This is a genomic window from Pseudomonas sp. Leaf15 (genome assembly GCF_001421425.1).
Lineage (GTDB): Bacteria > Pseudomonadota > Gammaproteobacteria > Pseudomonadales > Pseudomonadaceae > Aquipseudomonas > Aquipseudomonas salomonii.
Genome location: NZ_LMKI01000023.1, coordinates 209,892 through 229,210 on the forward strand (window position 1 = coordinate 209,892; position 19,319 = coordinate 229,210).

Below are 19,319 nucleotides of genomic sequence, written 5' to 3' on the forward strand. Positions count from 1 at the left end.
TCAGAGGAGGGCAAGACATGGCAAAAGACCTTTCGTGGCAGGTGCCAGGCGATGCCGGCAACACGCTGCACATCGGCGCCTGGCGCTTTGAAGGCGACGGCAGTGGCCCCAAGGTGCACCTGCAGGCTGGCGTACACGCCGATGAAATCGCCGGCATGCTGGTGCTGCACCAACTGCTGCCGCGCTTGCAGGCATGCCAGGCGCAGGGCCGTTTGCGCGGCAGCGTGACCGTGGTGCCCCAGGCCAACCCCTTTGGCATTGGCCAGTTTCGCCAGGGCAAATTGCTCGGGCGTTTCCATGAGGCCACCGGGCAAAACTTCAACCGTGCGTTCGATCATTCCCTGGCCATGGAACGCCCGGCGAGCAACCTGGCGCACTGGCAAAAAAGTTTGGTGCAGTTGGCTTCCGACGCCGACCTGGTGCTGGACTTGCACACCGACGATGAGGCCTTGCCGTACCTCTACATTCATCGCAGCTTCTGGCCCGAACACGGCCTGGCACTGGCGGCCGCGTTGCAGGTCGAGGTGGTGATTGTGTGGGATGAAGGCGGTGACGGCTCCTTTGAAGAAACCATCATCAACCACGCTGCGCCGCGCTTGGCTGCAACTGTCGAGCTGCGCGGGCAGGCGGATGTCAGTGACGCGCTCGCGCAACAAGACGCCGACGGCCTGTGGGCGTGGCTGTGCATCAATGGCGTGATTGATGAAGTCGCCCGCATCCGCGAATGGCAGGGCGAGGTGGTGGACATGGGCTGCATGGAAACCGTCCTGGCGCCCTGCGCCGGCGTGCTGGTGTTTGAAAAAGGCCTGGGTGACCCGGTTGAAGAGGGCGAGCGTTTCGCGCGCATCATCGGCCGCCCTGGCGACCCGTCTTCGGAAGTGATTTTGCGGGCCGCACAAACCGGCCGCAGGGTGACAGGCCACCGTGAACGCCTGGTGGCCCAGGGGTCGGTGGTGGCCAAATTCACCGGCACACGGTTGTCGGACAGCTACAGCGGTGGGGTGCTGGACCCTTAGGTTATATCAGCGCCATTGAGTGAGCTGCGCGTTCGAAGAGAAACGGTGTAGCCGTTACTTCAAAAGAGTATAAAAGCCTGTCACTTATCACAGGTTTTTATACCCGTCCTATCGTTTAAGTTAACAGGAGGTGGAATGGGCAGTCAGTGAATTAACAAAAGGAGATTGTTATGTATGAGATTGATAACAGCAGCTTTCGCTCGGTTGAAGGGTTCAACGGGCGTATTCGTTTTTTGGTGATGCACTATACAGCCATCGACTTTAATACCTCGGTTGCGGCTCTGACGGGGCCATCGGTCAGCGCCCATTATCTGATTCCCGATTACTCTAAGGAGGAATATACCGCCAGGTTCAATGACAAACGTATTTTCAATCTGGTCGATGAAAATCAACGCGCGTGGCATGCAGGCGTCAGTCAGTGGGCTGGACGCAATAATCTAAATGACACCTCAATCGGTATTGAAATCGTGAACCTGGCTAAAGATGACCGTGGTCTGTTTAGCTTTCCGGCTTATGACCCCACACAAATTGCCGCAGTAATAGAACTGGCAAAGGGCATCATTGACCGCCATCCGGATATCACTGCGACCAATGTTGTCGGGCACAGTGATATTGCGCTTGGCAGGAAACGTGACCCGGGGCCCGCTTTTCCGTGGAAGGCGCTCTACGCTGCGGGTGTAGGCGCCTGGTATGAAGAATCAATCATGCAAAACTATCAGGCGCAATTCGCGCAAAACCTGCCCAGTAAAGCCGACGTCATCAGTAACTTGAGCCGATATGGGTATGACACGTCAGCGTCATCCAGTGAAAGCGGTTACGCCAATTTGATTCGTGCATTTCAGTCGCACTTTCGCCCGGAAAAATACGACGGTTTTCTGGACGCAGAAACCGCGGCCGCCTTATATGCGTTGATCCATAAGTATTTCCGCTGATTGTGGTGTGGCTCACCAACCCAGAGATTTGAATAGCTCAGATATGCCGTCGAGCATCGGCAGAATCGCATCCGGAGTGTAATCGGCCAGCAATTGGCGGCCGGTGCCACGGTCGATCCATACACAACGAAAGCCAATATCCCGTGCCGCCGCGTGATCCAAGTGTGGGGTGGCGCAGATATGCACCACTTTGTGGCGAGCAGGCTTGCCCTGCGTTGGGCTGCGCAGCAGCCCCAATTAAGGCACCGCAGTTTTACCTGAAACCACTCAGCGCCTGGATTAGGGCCGCTTCGCAGCCCAACGCAGGACAAGCCTGCTCGCCACAGGGGAATACAGCCGCAGCATAGGCCTAGGGGCTCGGCATCACCAGCCGCGTTCCAGGCTGCGTTTTTCCAGGAGCAAACGCTCAAGCTCTTGCATCGGCAACGGCCTGCTGAACAAGTAGCCCTGGATTTGATCGCAGCCGGCTGCCTTCAGAAACGCCAATTGCGCCTGGGATTCGACGCCTTCGGCCACCACGCGCAATTCCAGGCTGTGGGCCAGTTCAATGATGGTGCGGGTAATGGCTGCGTCTTGCGGGTTACTGGTGACTTCGCGGATAAACGCAATGTCGATTTTCAGCGTGTCGATCGGGAAGCGCCGCAGGTAGGCCAGGCTGGAATAGCCGGTGCCGAAATCGTCGATGGAGATTTTCACGCCCATCGCGCGCAGGCGTTGCAGGCTGGCGATGGTGTGCTGGGTGTTTTCCATCAGTGAGCTTTCGGTCAGTTCCACCTCCAGCCAATGGGCCTCAACGCCGGTATTTTTCAGGCTGCTGGCGATATCGGCAATCAGGTCGCCTTCAATCAATTGATGCCCGGAGACGTTCACCGAGACCTCCACCGCACCAATATCGCTGCATTGCCACGCGGCGATCTGCCGGCACACGTTGTCGATGACCCAGCGGCCGACGGGCACAATCAGGCCCAGGGTTTCCAGCAGCGGCACAAACACTGCCGGCGACACCGCGCCGTGGCCGGGGCGGTCCCAGCGCAGCAGGGCTTCAAGGGCACACACGGCACCACTGGCCAGCTCGACCTTGGGTTGGTAATACAGGGTGAAATCGCTGCGCTCGACCGCCAGACGCAGGTCGTCTTCCAGCGCCTCGCGGGCCAGGTCATGCACGGTTTCGTGGGTCTGATCCTGCAGTTGCTGTTGGAGCATCAGGTTATGGGTTTTCAATTGATCACCGTGGGCCTTGAGTCGCAGCAGGTTGCGCACCCGCAGCCATAACTCGATGTGCTCCACCGGCTTGCTGAGGAACTCTTCGGCCCCGGTTTCCAAGCCACTGACCCGCGCCTCGGACTCGCTGAGCGCCGTGAGCATGATGATCGGGATGTTCGCAGTAGTGGCATTGCCCTTGAGTTGGCTGGCGACTTCATAGCCGTCCATGCCTGGCATCATGATGTCCAGCAGGATCAGGTCGGGCGGCTGCTGCGCCACCAATTGCAAGGCTTCTTCGCCGCTGCTGGCGGTCAGGGTCTGGTAGCCCTCATGTTGCAGCAGGGTTTCCAGCAGCTTGCGAACCTGGGGTTCGTCATCAACGATCAACAGCGTTGCGGGTGAGCTGGCCATGGAGAGGACTCATACAGAGGATGTGATGTGTGGGGGTAGCAGGGTGGCGATCACGCGGTACAGCTCTTTGTAGCTCAGGGGCTTGCTGACATACGCGTCGCAGCCGGCCTGGCGGGTTTTTTCGCTGTCTTCCTTCATGGCCATGGCGGTCAGGGCGATCACCGGGATGTGCGCCGTGTGCGGGTCTTGTTTCAACAAGCGCGTTGCCGCCAGGCCATCCATGCCGGGCAATTGGATATCCATCAGGATCAGCGCCGGTTGCTGTTCGCGGGCCAGGGTCAGGCCGGTTTCGGCGTCGGCGGCCCACAGCACGTTGTACCCGGCATTGACCAGCAACAGGCGTGCCAGGCGCATGTTCGCCTCGTTGTCTTCGACGATCAGGATGTCGGTCATTCGCTGGCCTCTCTGGCGCGATGCAATGGCAACCACACCACAAAGCGTGCGCCCAGGTCGGGTTGGCTGGCTACCGCCACGCTGCCGCCCTGCAGTTCGGTCAACTGCTTGACCATGGCCAGGCCCAGGCCGGTGCCTTCGAATTTGCGCGCCAGGCTGCTGTCGATCTGGCTGAAGGCCTTGAACAGTTTGCCCATGTTGTCCACGGCAATGCCGATACCGGTATCGCTCACGCTCAATTCAAGGAACTGCTGTTGCGCACTGGGTGACAGGGCAAAGCTGTGCACGGGCCAGTCGCCGGCAATCTGCCCGACTTGATCGCGGCTGACCTCACGCACCGCCAGGGTCACGCAGCTGCCGTGCGCGCTGAACTTCACCGCATTGGCCAGCAGGTTGTAGATGATCTGCTTGGTCTTGCGCAGGTCCAGCGCGAGGGTGCCGAAGTCACCCTGGCTGTCGAGTTTCAGCTGGATGCGTTGCTGGGCGGCTTTTTCGCGCACGATCAACAAACTGTTGGCCAGCAAGCCTGCGAGTTCAACCGGCTCCAGTTCCAGGTCCATCATCCCGGCCTCGACTTTGGACAGGTCGAGAATGTCGTTGATCAGCGACAGCAAGTGCTGGCCACTGGTGAAAATATCGCCGATGTATTCGCGCTGAATATCGCTCATGTCACCCACCAGGCCGTCCTTGAGCGCCTCGGAAAAGCCGATCACCGCGTTCAGCGGAGTGCGCAATTCGTGGGACATGGTGGCGAGGAACTCGGACTTCATATGGTTGGCGTGTTCCAGTTCCAGGTTCTTTTCTTCCAGCGCGCGTTCAAAACCCTGGCGTTCGAGTTCCTCCTGCTTGCGCGCCGTGTTGTCGGTGCCGATCAACAGGTAGCCGATGATCGTATCGTGGCGATTGCGCAAGGCTGTGACCGAGACCATGGCCGACAGGCGACTGCCGTCCTTGCGGATATAGGTCAGCTCGTAGATGTCTTCGATGCCCCGCGAGGCCTTGAATACCAGGGCTTCGAAGCCTGGGGTGATGGGCGTGTCGAGTTCCTGGCTGAGGGCGGCGGCGCGGGTGATCAGCTCGCCGGGGTCGGAGATGTCGGCGGGAGTAATGCGGTTGACCACGTCGACGGCGGCATAACCGAGCATACGTTCGGCGCCGACGTTGAAGATCTGGATCACACCTTTTTCGTCAGTGGCGATGCTGGAGAAATACGCGCTGTTGAAGATGGCGTCTTGCAGCGCGCCGGTCTTGAGCAGGGTTTTCTGGCGTTTGAATTCGACGATCTTTTCTGCGCGCGATTGCGGCGGGTCGGGTAAGGCTGAGTCCATCGCTTGACTTCCGTGACATTCGGGCCCGACACCACCACAGCGGTGTCGCAGAGCATGCTCACAGAAGATCGCGTTGAAGCGATGAGGAGGAGATGAGGTCTTTGGACAATAGCAGAGATTATGGCGATTCGAAGGCTGAAAGCGTCCCTCCGCAAATTTTCAGCCTTCAAACGGATAGATCAGTCCAAGGCTGGGCGTTGCGAGCGCAGAGGGTCGAGGCTGATTTGACAAAGTTGGCTATACCTACAGTTCAAGGTCTCGACGATGACTGCCAGGGAGTTCAATGATGAAATCAAGGCTAATGATCAGCACGCTGTGCGTTGCAATCGCAATGGTCGGCTGTGCCAGCAAGGTAACGCAACCGGACGAGTATTCAGGCTTTCTCTCGGACTACAGCCACCTCAAAGAGGCGAAGTCGCCTTCAGGGGTCGAGGTGATGCGCTGGGTTGACCCCGACCTGAAGCTGAATACCTACACGGCGGTGTTCATTGAACCGACGCAGTTCTACCCCAAGCCCCAAGCCACCGCAAAAATCCCGGAAAGCACCCTCAACGGCATCAACACCTATTACAACCAGGCGCTCAAGCGTGAGCTGGCCAAGTCGCTGCCGCTGGCCAACGCGACAGGCCCGGGTGTGATCGTGGTGCGCGCGGCCATTACCGCCGTCAGCAGCAAGACCGAAAGCCTCAAGCCCTACGAGTACGTGCCTGTGGCGCTGGTGGCAGCTGCGGTGAGCACCGGCACCGGCATTCGTGACCAGGAAACCACCCTAGGCACCGAGGCGCAGTTCCTCGACGGCGGCAGTGCAAAAGTGATTGCCCAGGTGGTGCGCAAAGGCACCGGCAAGCCGTTGTCCAACGACTCGCAGGTGATGAAGGCCGATGACGTGAAAAGCGTGATCGACGGCTGGGCGTCGGACTTGCATCAGTCGTTTGTGAAGCTCAAAAAGCCCTGAGAACTGACTGTGGCAAGGGCGCAAGCTCCCTCGCCACAGGTTTCATTCGTGAACGTGATGCTTCCTTGTCGGCCTGATGTCTTGAGGCGCGTGCCGGAGCATCACTTAAGCGGTGTCAGTGGCGGCAGCTTCCATTGACCATTGCCCACCTCAGGCTTGGGCAGGTAAATCCGCAGTACGGCGTAAAACGGACCGGGTGGGGCCGGCAACCAGTTGCTCTGTTCGGCTTTTGGCGGCTCGTGGTGCTGCAAGGCCAGGGTCAGGCCGCCGTCGGCGTCCCGCTTGAGGTTGGGCAGCATCCCTGAGTTGATCAGGTAGCGCTTCTTGAGGTTGGGCGCCAGCAGTTTGGTCTTGGCGTCGTACATGGTCAGCGACCAGAACGCTTCGGCCGGTGGCAGTTGGTCCTTGGCAAAATGCACGGTGTAGCTGTGACGCGCGCCGTTGGCCGGTTTGCCTTCGCTGTCGACGAAGTAGGTCATGTAGATGGCTTCGTCGGTGGAGTTGCCGAAAATCCCCAGGTTGGCGCCGGCGTAGCGGTACAGGTAGTTGTTTTTCAGGCGGTCACGGCTGCCGAACAGGTCGCTGCTGGTGACTTGGTGGGTATCGACCTTGTCTTTCTTGAACGCGGCAAACTCGGCGCGGCCATCGGCGATCCCTTCTTCCAGGGCTTTGCGCTGTTCAGCGGTCAGGTCCTTGACCTTGAAGGCCGCGCCAGGGGCAATACCAATCTTGGCAAAGCGCGCCATCAGGTCTTTTTCGCTGTCCTGGGGCGCGGCAAAGGCCAGCATGAAGTTCAGGTAGCGAAACAGCTGCGGGCCTTCGGTCATGGTTGCCATGGGTTTGGGCCATTCGATCTTCGCCACTTTGGCCGGCGCAGGTTGCTTCACGTAGGCACTCAGCGGCTGGACTTTGTAGCCATTCTGGATCTGCTTGACCTTGTTCAGGTCCTTTTCATCAAACAGCTGCGTGCGGTACAGCGCATAAGCGATGTTGCTTTCGCTGTAGATCACGCGGTCGACGTCGACAGGCTGCTGACCTTTCCAGTCGGGCCCGGCGATCATGTAGTGGCCACCATTGTTGCCGGTGCTGCGAGTACCCAGGTAGGCAATGTTCTGCGTGTAGAGGTCGATCAACTGCACCGAGTAGTAACGGTTGTCGTCGATTTTGGGCAGGGTCAGTACCAGCGGCTCTTTGCGCAGGTCCATCCATACGAAGGAGTAGGGCGTGTCCGCGTTCGGGGTGACGAAGGCAGTGTCCCTGGGCGTGAACACCTGGGCGGTATTGCCGATATGGTTGAACGGCGCCTTGAAGTTGGCACCGCCTTTGTCGACGGCTTGGGTGTAGAGCGTCTTGTACATCTCCACTACCGGGTAGCCGTACAGGTAGGCTTCCTTGGCAATGGCCCGGGCTTCGGTCGGGGTCGCCGTGAAGTCGGCCCAGGCGCCGGTGCTCATGAGTATCGAGAGGCTCGCCAACAGCAGGCGCGTCGGTTTTCCAATCATGTTGTTGCGTCCTTCCTGAGTGCTTTATAGAGGGCGTGGGATCAAAGCGCCGAGTTTCCTGTTTTATTGGCCGAACGTCACGTTAATCCCTGCAAACAACCTGAACTGAGCTAATCCATCGCCTTTGCGTGCCACTGTCCATTGCGGCTCGACAAGGGTGTTGACGATACAGCTGCCGGCTTTCCAGGCCTTGCATGCGCCCACGCCGATGGGAAGGTAGCAGGCGTTCAGACTCCGGCTGACCAAAGGCATTAGTGTGTGCGTGTGGGGATGCTCACGGTTTTGCGCAGGGCTAAAACGCTGCAGGTATCGGGCTCAAGCAGCGGGCAACATCGATTTGACCTTGTCACGCAGTTGGTCGATGGAGAACGGCTTGGCGATCACTTGCATGCCTGCGGGCACGTCGATGTTATCGGCATAGCCGCTGGCGAACAGGATTGGCAGGCTAGGGCGTAACTCACGTACTTTGGTCGCCAACTGTTTACCGTCCATGTCCGGCAAGCCCACATCGGTCATCATCAGGTCAATGGACTGGTCGGTATTTTCAACAATCTTGAGGGCCTCTTCGGCGTCGGCAGCTTCAACCACCGAGAACTCCAACTCTTCAAGTACATCGACGATCAGCATGCGCACGATGGCGTCGTCTTCGACTACAAGGATGGTGGAGGGGGCAGCGCTCATAAGGGGAATTCCTGAAAAATGGAAAGGCAGGTGTCTGGCGGTGAAAGGCCGTTCTCTACTGAGTCACGGCCCTCTCGGCAAGTTCCATTGGCGGGGCATTGTGAAGGGAATGGATGCAAATGTCGCCCTTCGGTAATGCCTCTGACCTCGCTATCCTGTGCTTTCCATTGCAGTTGACGGTCGCGCGGAAGGCCGACCGTCAAGTGTCCATACAGGGGGCTTACAGATCAGTCTGGAAAAATTTCATCACATCGATGTTCAACGGTGCCGTGATGTTATTCAGATCAGCGGGGTCAAATGTTGAGATTCTATACTCAGGCACGCCGGGGTTTTGCCCGACAAAGTGCGCCAGTAAGTTTTTAGTGCGACCGGTGCTAAGGGTACTCTCCAAGGCAGCGCTCATTGCCGCTTGAGTATCAAATGTAGCTTTTCCGAAGTTAGGATCGAAATAGAACCATTCCTTCCTGCCGTTGACAGTCACCACGCCGGCGGTGATGCCATGGCTGGGGCCGCTGATTAACAGCGTTTTGTCGCTGCGCGCATTAGCCAGTTCCGAGATGATGGTGGTGTAGGGCACTTGTCTGGACTGCCTTCCCAAATGGAATTGTGAGCCCAGTGCGCCTTGTAGCTGGTTGAGATTGTCTCTGAAGGCTAATTTGGCTTGTTCGATGTTCGCCTGTTGGTTTTTGCCCAACTGGCGTAACTCGGCGATCTCGCGAGCGCTGAGTTTAGGCGTCATCGCGGCGTAAAGGTTTTTAATCAATCTTTCTTGGCTTTTGTTATTGTTCTTGATGGCCGCTGCCATCACATTGGACAGCGCTGCACATTCGCCCTCCGACAGCAGGGACACTTGACTCAGATACATCCCCTGTGGCAGTGGCGTTACTTTGCCGCCAGCGGCTGTTATTTCGGCGCTGAATACCTTGAAGTTTTCCAGGCTGATGTTAATTCTTCGGGTTTCCATATATTTGACCAGTTGTCCCACCTCTTCGGCGGTTCGCCCCCGCGCCGCAACAAGTTCTGCCAGTTGATTGCTGGTCAAGGTGTCTGAGAACCCTTTGATACCTTCGGGTTTTCCGGTTTTGTATCCATTCGCATACGCTAGAGGGTCCGAAAGTTTCGCAGTGTCGCGTGCTGTATCTAATCGTAAAGGAAGGGTCTCAAGTTCATCGATGCGCTTCACCAAACTGCCAAGCTCAGCCGGTGTACGGTGTTCGGCTACGGCCAGGCGCTTTAAGTCATCAACGTTCAGCGCTGAGGAGTAGCCATAAATAGCCTCCGGCCGCCCGGTGTTTTGACCGCGGATGTAGGCGGCGCGATCGGTGAGGTTGGCGTTGGTTGTTGCCCGTATGAAATCCCTGCGAAAATGGGGATTGTTCGCGGGCGGCGCCACCACGGAGCCAATCATTTTGCCTAGCCAGCTTTCGGTGAAAGAGAGTTTGATTTCTCCCTCAAGTGCGGCGATCTGGGGCGTGAAGTCCTTGAGCGGCGGGCCATATGGACGGTCGCTAACAGGGTTGTAGCCATACCATTTGCCTTCTCGAAACACAGCCATCCCTTCAACGCTCTGCTCCGCAAGCTTGAAGGTGCCTGTTGCGACAACGCCGTGGCTTTTACTCGCGGTTTTGAGCGCGCTGATAGCATCGGCACCTTTGGACAGCAAGTAATTGCCACCTTTACCCAGTAGCTTGAGGCCTCCAACCGCCAAATCACCCAAACCACTCACGGGGTTGAGCAGGCCGAGCGTGGCGGCACCGATAATCTGGACGGCCTTTAACCCCTTGGCGCCAGTGGTAAGCGCCGAGCCACCTATCTTGATCAGTTTTCCGGCGGTGGCGGCGCCGGCACTCAGGAATCCGAAGATATCCAGTGTCAGGTCGAATATTCCATCGCCATAGTTGCCCTTTTTAAAGTTGATGACAGCCGACCTGAAAGGAATCAGATTTAACAAAAAATCACTGAGCGGTTTTGGCCCTCCCTCCAATTTATCCAGAGTGGTCTGGCCGCGCGCCTGCTCCTTTATCGCAGGGTCGTCGAGTTCAAGGTGTTCGGCGAACACTGTGCCTATGCGATAGGAACGCCCGCTATTGAAGCTATCCAAGGGGCCTTCAGTTACCGGTTGCTCCATGCTGAGACGACTGCCGGCACCCTCGAGTTTGACCTGATTGACGGTAAATACCCTGTTGGCCTGCCTGGGCTTGGGCTCCGTGATCCTGGACAGCGGCGCCCTTTCAATCGTGCCGCGGTTGAGGTCGATTTCGTAGGTGGTTATCTGCCCCTCCAGCTCAACCTTGACCAACAGTTGCGGTTTATTTTTATCCGGCGTGCTGCCCCAAAAGCCGGTCGACAACCTGGATGAACCTTCATAGAAAAACTCCAGTTTTCCGAATTGGAATTTTTTTCGATCCTCTAAGGGAAGTTGCGAGATCATGTGCTGAACAGTTGTAGCTACCGCGTCCTTTTTTTCAGCGATTGCGCGTGCAAATTGCTGATCGAACTCCTCACGGACGCCAAACCTCGGGTTACTGTTCAAGGCTTCCAGTGGGATGCGCGGGTCAGTTGACATAAAGGGGCGCGGATTCGGCATGTCCATCATGGCGATATCCAATAGCGAATGCAGGCCGCCCAGACCGACTTGACCAGGCTCCCCGCGATACTGGTCCGTACCGAGCACCTTCGCGTCGAAAAGCTCTCCCAGGTCGCCGAATCGCTCGATGAGCCTGGCCCGTGCAATACCTTCTCGCGTGGGTAATGCATCGTCCAATGTCTGGCCTGCAACCAGCCGCCTGTTTACTTGCCTGTTGAACGCAGCCTGAAGGGTATTGAGTTGTTCGGGGCTGTAGCTGTCATCTGCATTTTTGACCAGTACACCGCTGGCGACTCCCCAATCCACCAGTGCGCGGGTCTGAGCGTGCGCATTCGCAGCCGATGGTGCACATTTTTGGGCATCGCACATCACCTCGGCAAAGGTCATATTGGCGACGGTACCTGGCCGTTCGGCTTCAATAGCCGCAGCCGCGACCGTCAGGTTGAACCACGCCACGCTGCCGATCTTTACACTGTCGGGAATGTCTTTAATCAGAAACTGCGGCGCTACCCTGGACAGCAAGAGGTGGGTAGCGAGTTTGACCGTGTTGGAATTGGCGCGGCCATTTTTCTCAAGATGGCGGCTCAGACAGGCCACAACCTCTGAGGGTGGCTGCCCCCAGTGATCAGGGTCATGCAGAGGCCATTCGGCGATCTTGTTGCGCTCAGGTGACTTGAGTGACTCTGGGTCGAGCCCCAGGTGAATCGCTGCTAAAACGTAGTCGTAAAGGCTGGTATCCGTGGCCGTGCCCTGCAGGTGGTCCTGCAAAGCCTGGCCGAGTGCTCGGGCCTTGGGTGAGTCGAGCAGCTTTTGTACCGCCACGGTCGGGTTCTGCAAGTCGCTTTGGCTGACCGAGCTGCCGCTCAGCAGATACGTCAGTACGCCGTTGCCATGGGGTGGCAACGGCAAACCTGGCAACCCTGTTGTGTCGGATTTGAGGAAGGCGCGCAGGCTGTGCTGGTCCGCCGGCGCCATGGGAATTGGCCAGGTGAGGGCGCCCCCGAAATCACCCAGGGGATGCTGTGAGGCCTTTTGTTCCAATTTCTGCGCGAGTGCCGCCACTTCTTCGACGGTGCGCGGCAGTTCAAAACCCAGGTGCGTGATGACGGTCGCCAGGGTTTGCGCTGTGGGCTGCACGTGGGCGTACGCCGAGTCTTTCTGGGCCGTCAGAAGATTATTGTTCAGCCCTGACAAGACGGCGTCCGGGGTAACGGGCTTGCCATGCGCCCGGGTATCAATGCCGCGCAGTTGCGCGGCCAGGTTGCGCAGGTTTTGCTGGTCTGCCTGTTGTGTGCGCAAGGCGTCGGGAGCAGGTGTTTGAACCGAGTGCTGGGCGTCTGAGGCGTTCGTAGTGGAAGTGCTTGAGGCGCCTTGCGCAACAGCTACGGGAGTTTCGACGACAAAAGGGCTGGGGTTGTCTGCAAGTGTACGGGGAGGGGTGGTTATGCTCATTGGGGTTACCTTGGTGGGTCAATAAAGACGCCTTCCAAAAGATCTTCCGTGTTCCTGAGGCGCTGTCCTGAGTGCCGCAACCCTTCCTCTACGTTCCGCCGCATCTGTGTGCATGTGTGTATGTGGCCTGACGAAACCGGCCCGGATTGGCGCGAAACTCACTTGCAGCCTGTAGGCAAGCACTTCAAAACAACGCACAAACATAGCCTTGGCCACTGCTATTCGGGCAAACTCCCCCTTTTTCCGCACTTGGCCAAGGCATGCCCATGACTCCCGCGTCGTCCGTCGATGAAAAGAGCTTCCGTACCCTGCTGAGCCGAAACGTCGCGTTACCTTTGGGCGTCGGCGTACTCAGCGCGGTGTTTTTCGTCTGCCTGATCACTTATTTGCTGTCGGTAATCCAGTGGGTGGAGCACACCGACCGGGTTATCAATAACCTCAATGAGTCGTCCAAGCTCACGGTGGACCTGGAAACCGGCCTGCGCGGCTACCTGATCACCGGCGACGAGCATTTCCTCGACCCTTACGAAGTCGCCAAGCCGCGCATCATTGGTGACCTGCGCAACCTGCAGGAACTGGTGGCGGACAACCCGCAGCAGGTCGATCGCCTCAAGCGCCTGGAGTCGATGCAGTACGAGTGGAACAAGTACGCCCAGTCGATGATCGACTTGCAGCGCAACAGCGGCGATTACCGAGGGGCGGTGAAGGCCGGACGCGGCAAGAGCCTGACCGACGCGATTCGCAATGAATACGCGGATGCGGTGGCGATGGAGCAGGCATTTCGTGTCAGCCGCAATGCCGATGTGACCCGCACCACGATTATCAGCGTGACCTTGTACCTGGCTTTTGTGCTCGGGTTGAGCGGGTTCCTGGCCTATATCGGCAGGAAAAATCTAGTCGCACTTTCAGAGAGTTACAGCGCAAACCTCGCGTCACAACAGAAGATTGCCCGGCGCCTGGAGCAACAGGCCTGGCTGCGTAACGGCCAGACCGAACTGGCCGAACAGGTGCTCGGCCAACTGACCCTGAACATGCTTGGGCGCAATATCCTGCAGTTTTTTGCCCAATACATGGGCTCGGCGGTTGCAGCGCTCTACGTGCGCGAAGAGCACGGCAGCCTCAAGCGCGTGGCCACCTACGGGTTTTCCCGCGAGCAGGAGCAAAAAGAACAGGCGATCTACAGCGACGAAGGCATTGTCGGCCAGGCCGCCCAGCTGGATCGCCTGATTCGCCTGGACGATGTGCCGGTGGATTACTTCAAGGTCAGCTCCGGCCTGGGCGAAGGTGCGACCCGCAGTGTACTGGTGGTGCCCACCAGTGATGATGACCGCGTCAATGGTGTGATCGAGCTGGGGTTCCTGCGCCCACTGGATGAACGTGACGTTGAGTTGCTGGAACTGATTGCCGGCAATATCGGCACCTCCATCGAAGCCGCGCGCTATCGCCAGCGCCTGCAGGAAGTGCTGGCCGAGACCCAGCAACTCAATGAAGAGCTGCAAGTGCAGCAGGAAGAGCTCAAGACCGCCAACGAAGAACTCGAAGAACAGTCGCGCATCCTCAAGGAGTCCCAGGCCCACCTGGAAACCCAACAGGCGGAGCTTGAGCAGACCAACGAGCAACTCGCCGAACAGACGCAAATCCTGTCCGATCAGCGCGATGCCATGGACCGCAAGAACGTCGAGCTGAACCAGGCCCAATTGGAGCTCGAAGACCGTGCCGACGAGCTGCAGCGCTCCAGCAAGTACAAGTCCGAGTTCCTTGCCAACATGTCCCATGAGCTGCGCACGCCGCTCAACAGCTCGTTGATTCTGGCCAAATTGCTGGCCGAGAACCCGCAGGAAAACCTCAGCGCCGAGCAGGTCAAGTTTGCCGAGTCGATTTATTCGGCGGGCAATGACCTGCTGAACCTGATCAACGACATCCTGGATATTTCCAAGGTCGAAGCCGGCAAGCTGGAAATGCGCCCGGAAAACTCCAGCGTGGCGCGCCTGGTCGATGGCCTGCGCGGGATGTTCGAACCCTTGGCCGCAGATCGCAAGCTGGGTTTCCAGGTGGACATTCAAGCGGACGCGCCGCCGATGCTGTTCACCGACCGCCAGCGCCTGGAGCAGATCCTCAAAAATCTGCTGTCCAACGCGGTCAAGTTCACCGAGCAGGGCGATGTCAGCCTGTCGGTGTCCCGTGCGCCAGGGGAGGGCGTTGCCTTCACCGTGCGCGACTCGGGCATCGGCATCGCGCTGGACCAGCAGGAAAGCATCTTCGAAGCCTTCCGCCAGGCCGATGGCACCACCAACCGCCGTTACGGCGGCACTGGCCTGGGCCTGTCGATCTCCCGTGACCTGGCGAGCTTGCTCGGCGGCTATATCAGCGTGACCAGCGAGCCGGGCAAGGGCAGCGTGTTCACCCTGGTACTGCCGGAGCATTATGTAGAGCGCGAGGAAGGTGCCGCGCCGATCGAGGCGCCACGCCAGGTGGTGGCGGCGCCGGCGCCCAAGCCCATGGCGATCTCACCGCTGCCGGTGGTGGATGCCAAACAGATTCCGCGCTTTGCCGACGACCGCGACAAGGCACCGTTCGCCACCCGCTGCATCCTGGTGGTGGAAGACGAACCCAACTTTGCCCGCATCCTTTTCGACCTGGCCCACGAACTGGGCTACCACTGCCTGGTTGCCCACGGCGCAGACGAAGGCTACAGCCTGGCCGAGGAGTACATCCCGGACGCGATCCTGCTGGACATGCGCCTGCCTGACCATTCCGGCTTGACCGTGCTGCAACGCCTCAAGGAACACGCCAATACCCGCCACATTCCCGTGCACGTGATCTCCGTTGAAGACCGCGTCGAAGCCGCCATGCACATGGGCGCCATCGGTTATGCGGTGAAGCCGACCACCCGCGAAGAGCTCAAGGACGTGTTTGCGCGCCTGGAAGCCAAGCTGACCCAGAAGGTCAAGCGCGTGCTGCTGGTGGAGGACGATGACCTGCAGCGCGACAGCATTGCCCGCCTGATCGGCGACGATGACATTGAAATCACCGACGTCGGCTACGCCCAAGCGGCCCTGGACCTGCTGCGCACCAACATCTACGACTGTATGATCATCGACCTGAAGCTGCCGGACATGCTCGGCAACGAGCTGCTCAAGCGCATGGCCACCGAAGATATCTGCTCGTTCCCGCCGGTGATCGTGTACACCGGGCGTAACCTGACCCGTGACGAAGAAGCCGAGCTGCGCAAGTATTCGCGCTCGATCATCATCAAGGGCGCACGCTCACCTGAACGCTTGCTGGACGAAGTGACGCTGTTTCTGCACAAAGTCGAATCCCAGCTGTCCCATGACCGCCAGAAGATGCTCAAGACCGCCCGCAGCCGCGACAAGGTCTTCGAGGGGCGCAAGATCCTGCTGGTAGACGACGATGTGCGTAACATCTTCGCCCTGACCAGTGCCCTGGAGCACAAAGGCGCGGTGGTGGTGATCGGGCGTAATGGCTATGAAGCCATCGACAAACTCAATGAAGTCGAGGACATCGACCTGGTGCTGATGGACGTGATGATGCCGGAGATGGACGGTTACGAGGCGACGGCCTTGATCCGCCAGGACCCGCGCTGGAAGAAACTGCCGATTATTGCGGTGACGGCCAAGGCTATGAAAGACGATCAGGAACGCTGCCTGGCGGCAGGCTCCAACGATTACCTGGCCAAGCCGATTGACCTGGACCGGCTGTTCTCGCTGATTCGCGTATGGCTGCCGAAGATGGAACGCATTTAAGTGGAGCACGTTTTCTTGGAAAAAAGCAGCGACATTGAGCTGCGCCTGCTGATTGAGGCGATTTACCTCAAGTACAGCTATGACTTTCGCGACTATTCCGGCGCGTCCGTCAAGCGCCGCGTGGCCCACGCACTGCGCCAGTTCGATTGCGCCACCATTTCGGCGCTGCAGGAGCGGGTGTTGCACGACCCGGCCGCGTTCATGCAGTTGCTGCAGTTTCTGACGATCCCGGTGAGCGAGATGTTTCGCGACCCGTCGCACTTTCTGGCGATTCGCCGGGAAGTGGTGCCGCTGCTCAAGACCTACCCCTCGATCAAAATCTGGATCGCCGGGTGCAGCACGGGCGAAGAGGTGTACTCCATGGCGATCCTGCTGCGCGAAGAGGGCTTGCTGGAACGCACCATCATTTACGCCACCGACATTAACCCGGCGTCCCTGGACAAAGCCAAGCAGGGGATTTTCTCTTTGGAGAACGTGCGTGCCTACACCGCCAATTATCAGCAGGCGGGCGGCCAACGTTCATTTGCCGACTACTACACAGCGGCTTACGATTACGCGATCTTCGACAAGACGCTGCGCGAGAACGTGACCTTTGCCGATCACAGCCTGGCAACCGATAGCGTCTTTTCAGAAACTCAATTAATTTCATGTCGCAACGTATTGATTTATTTCAATAAAAAGTTGCAGGATCGAGCGTTCGGATTGTTTCATGAGTCGCTGTGCCATCGCGGCTTTCTGGTGCTGGGCAGTAAGGAAACCCTGGATTTCTCCGCCTACAGCAAGCAATTCGAACCCTTGGTCAAACAGGAACGGATCTACCGAAAATCATGAGCGACGCCGCAACTAACCCGCCACGCGGGATTGAAGCCATCGTCGTCGGCGCTTCCGCCGGCGGTGTTGAGGCGTTGCTGACGATTTTTGGTACGTTGCCTGACACCTTCGGCTTACCGATCATTGCCGTGCTGCACCTGCCGGATGAGCGTCGCAGCCAGTTGGCCGAAGTCTTTGCGCGGCGCCTGAGCATTCCGGTGCAAGAAGCACGCGACAAGGAAACGATTACGCCAGGCACCCTGTATTTCGCCGGCCCCGGCTATCACCTGTCGGTAGAAAGCGACCGCAGCCTGTCGATGAGCCAGGAAGACCGCGTGCATCATTCGCGGCCGGCCATCGATTACCTGTTTGCCTCGGCTGCCGACACCTACGGCAACAGCCTGCTGGCGATTCTGCTGACCGGCGCCAACCAGGATGGCGCGCGTGGCCTTGCCCACGTCAAAGACTCGGGTGGCACCACCATCGTCCAAGAGCCCACAGAAGCGCGTATCGCCGTGATGCCCCTGGCGGCGCTGGCCTTGCACACACCTGATCATATTCTCACCTTGAGCCGGATTGGTTCACTGCTGGCTTCCCTGGAATCTTCCCCATGTTAAGTACTGTCCAGGCCAAACTGCTGATCGTCGACGATCTGCCGGAAAACCTGCTGGCCCTTGAAGCGCTGATCAAGCGCGAAGATCGCCAGGTCTTCAAGGCATTGAGCGCTGACGAGGCCTTGTCACTGTTGCTGGAGCATGAGTTCGCCATGGCGATTCTCGATGTGCAGATGCCCGGCATGAACGGTTTCGAGCTGGCCGAACTGATGCGCGGCACCGAAAAGACCAAGAACATCCCGATTGTGTTCGTCAGCGCCGCCGGCCGCGAACTCAACTATGCCTTCAAAGGCTATGAAAGCGGCGCGGTGGATTTTTTGCACAAGCCGCTGGATATCCACGCGGTGAAGAGCAAGGTCAATGTGTTCGTTGACCTGTACCGCCAGAGCAAGGCGATGAAACAGCAGGTCGAAGCCCTGGAGCGCAGCCGCCGCGAGCAGGAACTGCTGCTGACGCGCCTGCAGGCCACCCAGGCGGAGCTTGAACAGGCTGTGCGCATGCGTGACGACTTCATGTCGATCGTCGCCCACGAAGTGCGCACGCCGCTTAACGGGCTGATCCTCGAGACCCAGCTGCGCAAGATGCACCTGGCGCGGGATAATGCCGCCGCGTTCACCCTGGACAAGATGCACGCCATGGTCGACCGCGACGAGCGCCAGATCCAGAGCCTTATCCGCCTGATCGAGGACATGCTCGACGTGTCGCGTATCCGCACCGGCAAACTGTCGATTCGTCCGGCGCGCTTCGACCTGGCGCAACTGGTGCGCAACCTGGTGAAAAACTTCGCCCCGCAAGTGGCATCCGCCGGTTCTTCAATGCACCTGGTTGCCGATGAGCCGGTGGAGGGCAATTGGGATGAGTTCCGTATTGAACAAGTGGTCACCAACCTGCTGACCAACGCCCTGCGTTACGGTGCCAAAAGCCCGGTGGATGTGCGTGTGTACACCGAGCACGGTGAGGCGCGCGTCGAGGTGCGTGACCGTGGCATCGGCATCAGCGCAGACAACCAGAAGCGTATTTTCCAGCAATTCGAACGCGTTTCGGCCAGCCATGTCGCGGCAGGCCTGGGCCTGGGGCTGTTTATTTCCGAGCAGATCGTGACGGCCCATGGCGGCACCATCGAGGTCGAGAGCCAGATAGGCGAGGGCGCGCTGTTCCGGGTGTGCCTGCCACTTGGCGAGCCGCAATGAAATCAATCGTCAGCTCGACGCAACCTCTGCGTGACCCCATGGTCGTACTTGCAGCAACTGACCGGACGAAGGCTTCCCATGAGTGAAGATGCACAAGATGTCGTACTGATCGTCGAAGACGACGAATCCATTATGTTTGTGCTGGGTGAATACCTGGCAGGCCTGGGCTACCGGGTACTGAAGGCGATCGATGGGGAGCAGGCCTTCGAGATTCTGGCCACCAAGCCGCACCTGGACCTGATGGTCACGGATTACCGCCTGCCGGGCGGGATTTCCGGCGTGCAGATCGCTGAGCCTGCGATCAAGCTGCGACCTGAATTGAAAGTGATCTTTATCAGCGGTTACCCGCAGGAGATCCTCGACTGCAACAGCCCGATCACACGCAATGCGCCGATTCTGGCCAAGCCTTTTGATCTGGATACCTTGCAAGAGCATATCCAGCGCCTGCTGGCCTGAAGCAACAGGGCTGCCTCGCAGCAGC

General features: G+C 58.6%; 14 protein-coding genes and 1 pseudogene. 8 read left to right on the forward strand and 7 right to left on the reverse strand.

All coding sequences use genetic code 11. The features are described 5' to 3' along the window. The first annotated feature begins 17 nt into the window (after positions 1-17). Positions 18-1,016 (forward strand): succinylglutamate desuccinylase/aspartoacylase domain-containing protein, encoded by a 999-nt coding sequence (locus ASE80_RS17210; RefSeq protein WP_056859988.1) that lies wholly within the window; start codon positions 18-20, stop codon positions 1,014-1,016. 170 nt (positions 1,017-1,186) lie between these two features. Then, the gene (locus ASE80_RS17215) at positions 1,187-1,948 is read left to right on the forward strand and encodes an N-acetylmuramoyl-L-alanine amidase (RefSeq protein ID WP_056859989.1); all 762 of its coding nucleotides are present in this window, start codon (positions 1,187-1,189) and stop codon (positions 1,946-1,948) included. A 12-nt stretch (positions 1,949-1,960) separates the two neighbouring features. On the opposite strand, the pseudogene ASE80_RS17220 reads toward ASE80_RS17215, so the two are convergent. From ASE80_RS17220 to ASE80_RS17235, 4 genes and pseudogenes are all read right to left on the reverse strand, one after another. After that, positions 1,961-2,146: pseudogene (locus tag ASE80_RS17220) on the reverse strand (haloacid dehalogenase type II); the annotation flags it as partial. A 165-nt stretch (positions 2,147-2,311) separates the two neighbouring features. Further along, the gene (locus tag ASE80_RS17225) at positions 2,312-3,562 is read right to left on the reverse strand and encodes an EAL domain-containing response regulator (protein WP_056859991.1); all 1,251 of its coding nucleotides are present in this window, start codon (positions 3,560-3,562) and stop codon (positions 2,312-2,314) included. A gap of 9 nt (positions 3,563-3,571) precedes the next feature. Continuing rightward, entirely contained in the window at positions 3,572-3,955 is a 384-nt protein-coding gene (locus tag ASE80_RS17230) for a response regulator (RefSeq protein ID WP_056859992.1), read from the reverse strand. Then, a complete protein-coding gene (locus ASE80_RS17235) occupies positions 3,952-5,283 on the reverse strand; it encodes a sensor histidine kinase (RefSeq protein WP_056859993.1) in 1,332 nt (443 codons plus the stop codon). Before ASE80_RS17235 ends, ASE80_RS17230 begins: the two co-directional genes overlap by 4 nt. A gap of 286 nt (positions 5,284-5,569) precedes the next feature. Here ASE80_RS17235 and ASE80_RS17245 point away from each other — a divergent pair, with 286 nt between their 5' ends. Beyond that, positions 5,570-6,238, forward strand: a complete 669-nt coding sequence (locus ASE80_RS17245) for a DUF3313 domain-containing protein (protein ID WP_056859995.1) — start codon at positions 5,570-5,572, stop codon at positions 6,236-6,238. A gap of 101 nt (positions 6,239-6,339) precedes the next feature. Here the strand turns inward: ASE80_RS17245 and ASE80_RS17250 are convergent, their stop codons facing one another. The 3 genes from ASE80_RS17250 to ASE80_RS17260 all read right to left on the reverse strand — a co-directional run bounded on the left by ASE80_RS17250 (position 6,340) and on the right by ASE80_RS17260 (position 12,460). Then, the gene (locus ASE80_RS17250; RefSeq protein ID WP_056859996.1) at positions 6,340-7,740 is read right to left on the reverse strand and encodes a DUF1254 domain-containing protein; all 1,401 of its coding nucleotides are present in this window, start codon (positions 7,738-7,740) and stop codon (positions 6,340-6,342) included. A 315-nt stretch (positions 7,741-8,055) separates the two neighbouring features. Continuing rightward, positions 8,056-8,421, reverse strand: coding sequence for a response regulator (locus tag ASE80_RS17255; RefSeq protein ID WP_056859997.1), 366 nt, complete (start codon positions 8,419-8,421; stop codon positions 8,056-8,058). Positions 8,422-8,641: 220 nt separating this feature from the next. Beyond that, entirely contained in the window at positions 8,642-12,460 is a 3,819-nt protein-coding gene (locus ASE80_RS17260; RefSeq protein WP_082463637.1) for a hypothetical protein, read from the reverse strand. Positions 12,461-12,726: 266 nt separating this feature from the next. Between ASE80_RS17260 and ASE80_RS17265 the strand changes: the two genes are divergently transcribed. From ASE80_RS17265 to ASE80_RS17285, 5 genes are all read left to right on the forward strand, one after another. Then, positions 12,727-16,224 (forward strand): response regulator, encoded by a 3,498-nt coding sequence (locus ASE80_RS17265; protein ID WP_056859998.1) that lies wholly within the window; start codon positions 12,727-12,729, stop codon positions 16,222-16,224. After that, entirely contained in the window at positions 16,225-17,055 is an 831-nt protein-coding gene (locus tag ASE80_RS17270) for a CheR family methyltransferase (RefSeq protein ID WP_177336525.1), read from the forward strand. It abuts the gene before it with no gap. Continuing rightward, the gene (locus ASE80_RS17275; RefSeq protein ID WP_056859999.1) at positions 17,052-17,651 is read left to right on the forward strand and encodes a chemotaxis protein CheB; all 600 of its coding nucleotides are present in this window, start codon (positions 17,052-17,054) and stop codon (positions 17,649-17,651) included. Before ASE80_RS17270 ends, ASE80_RS17275 begins: the two co-directional genes overlap by 4 nt. Then, positions 17,645-18,838 carry a hybrid sensor histidine kinase/response regulator gene (locus ASE80_RS17280; protein ID WP_017138793.1) on the forward strand — a complete coding sequence of 398 codons (1,194 nt, stop codon included), beginning with the start codon at positions 17,645-17,647 and terminating at the stop codon, positions 18,836-18,838. The genes ASE80_RS17275 and ASE80_RS17280 overlap by 7 nt, the downstream gene beginning before the upstream one ends. A gap of 78 nt (positions 18,839-18,916) precedes the next feature. Further along, positions 18,917-19,294, forward strand: a complete 378-nt coding sequence (locus ASE80_RS17285) for a response regulator (protein ID WP_003217591.1) — start codon at positions 18,917-18,919, stop codon at positions 19,292-19,294. The last annotated feature ends 25 nt before the right edge of the window (positions 19,295-19,319 follow it).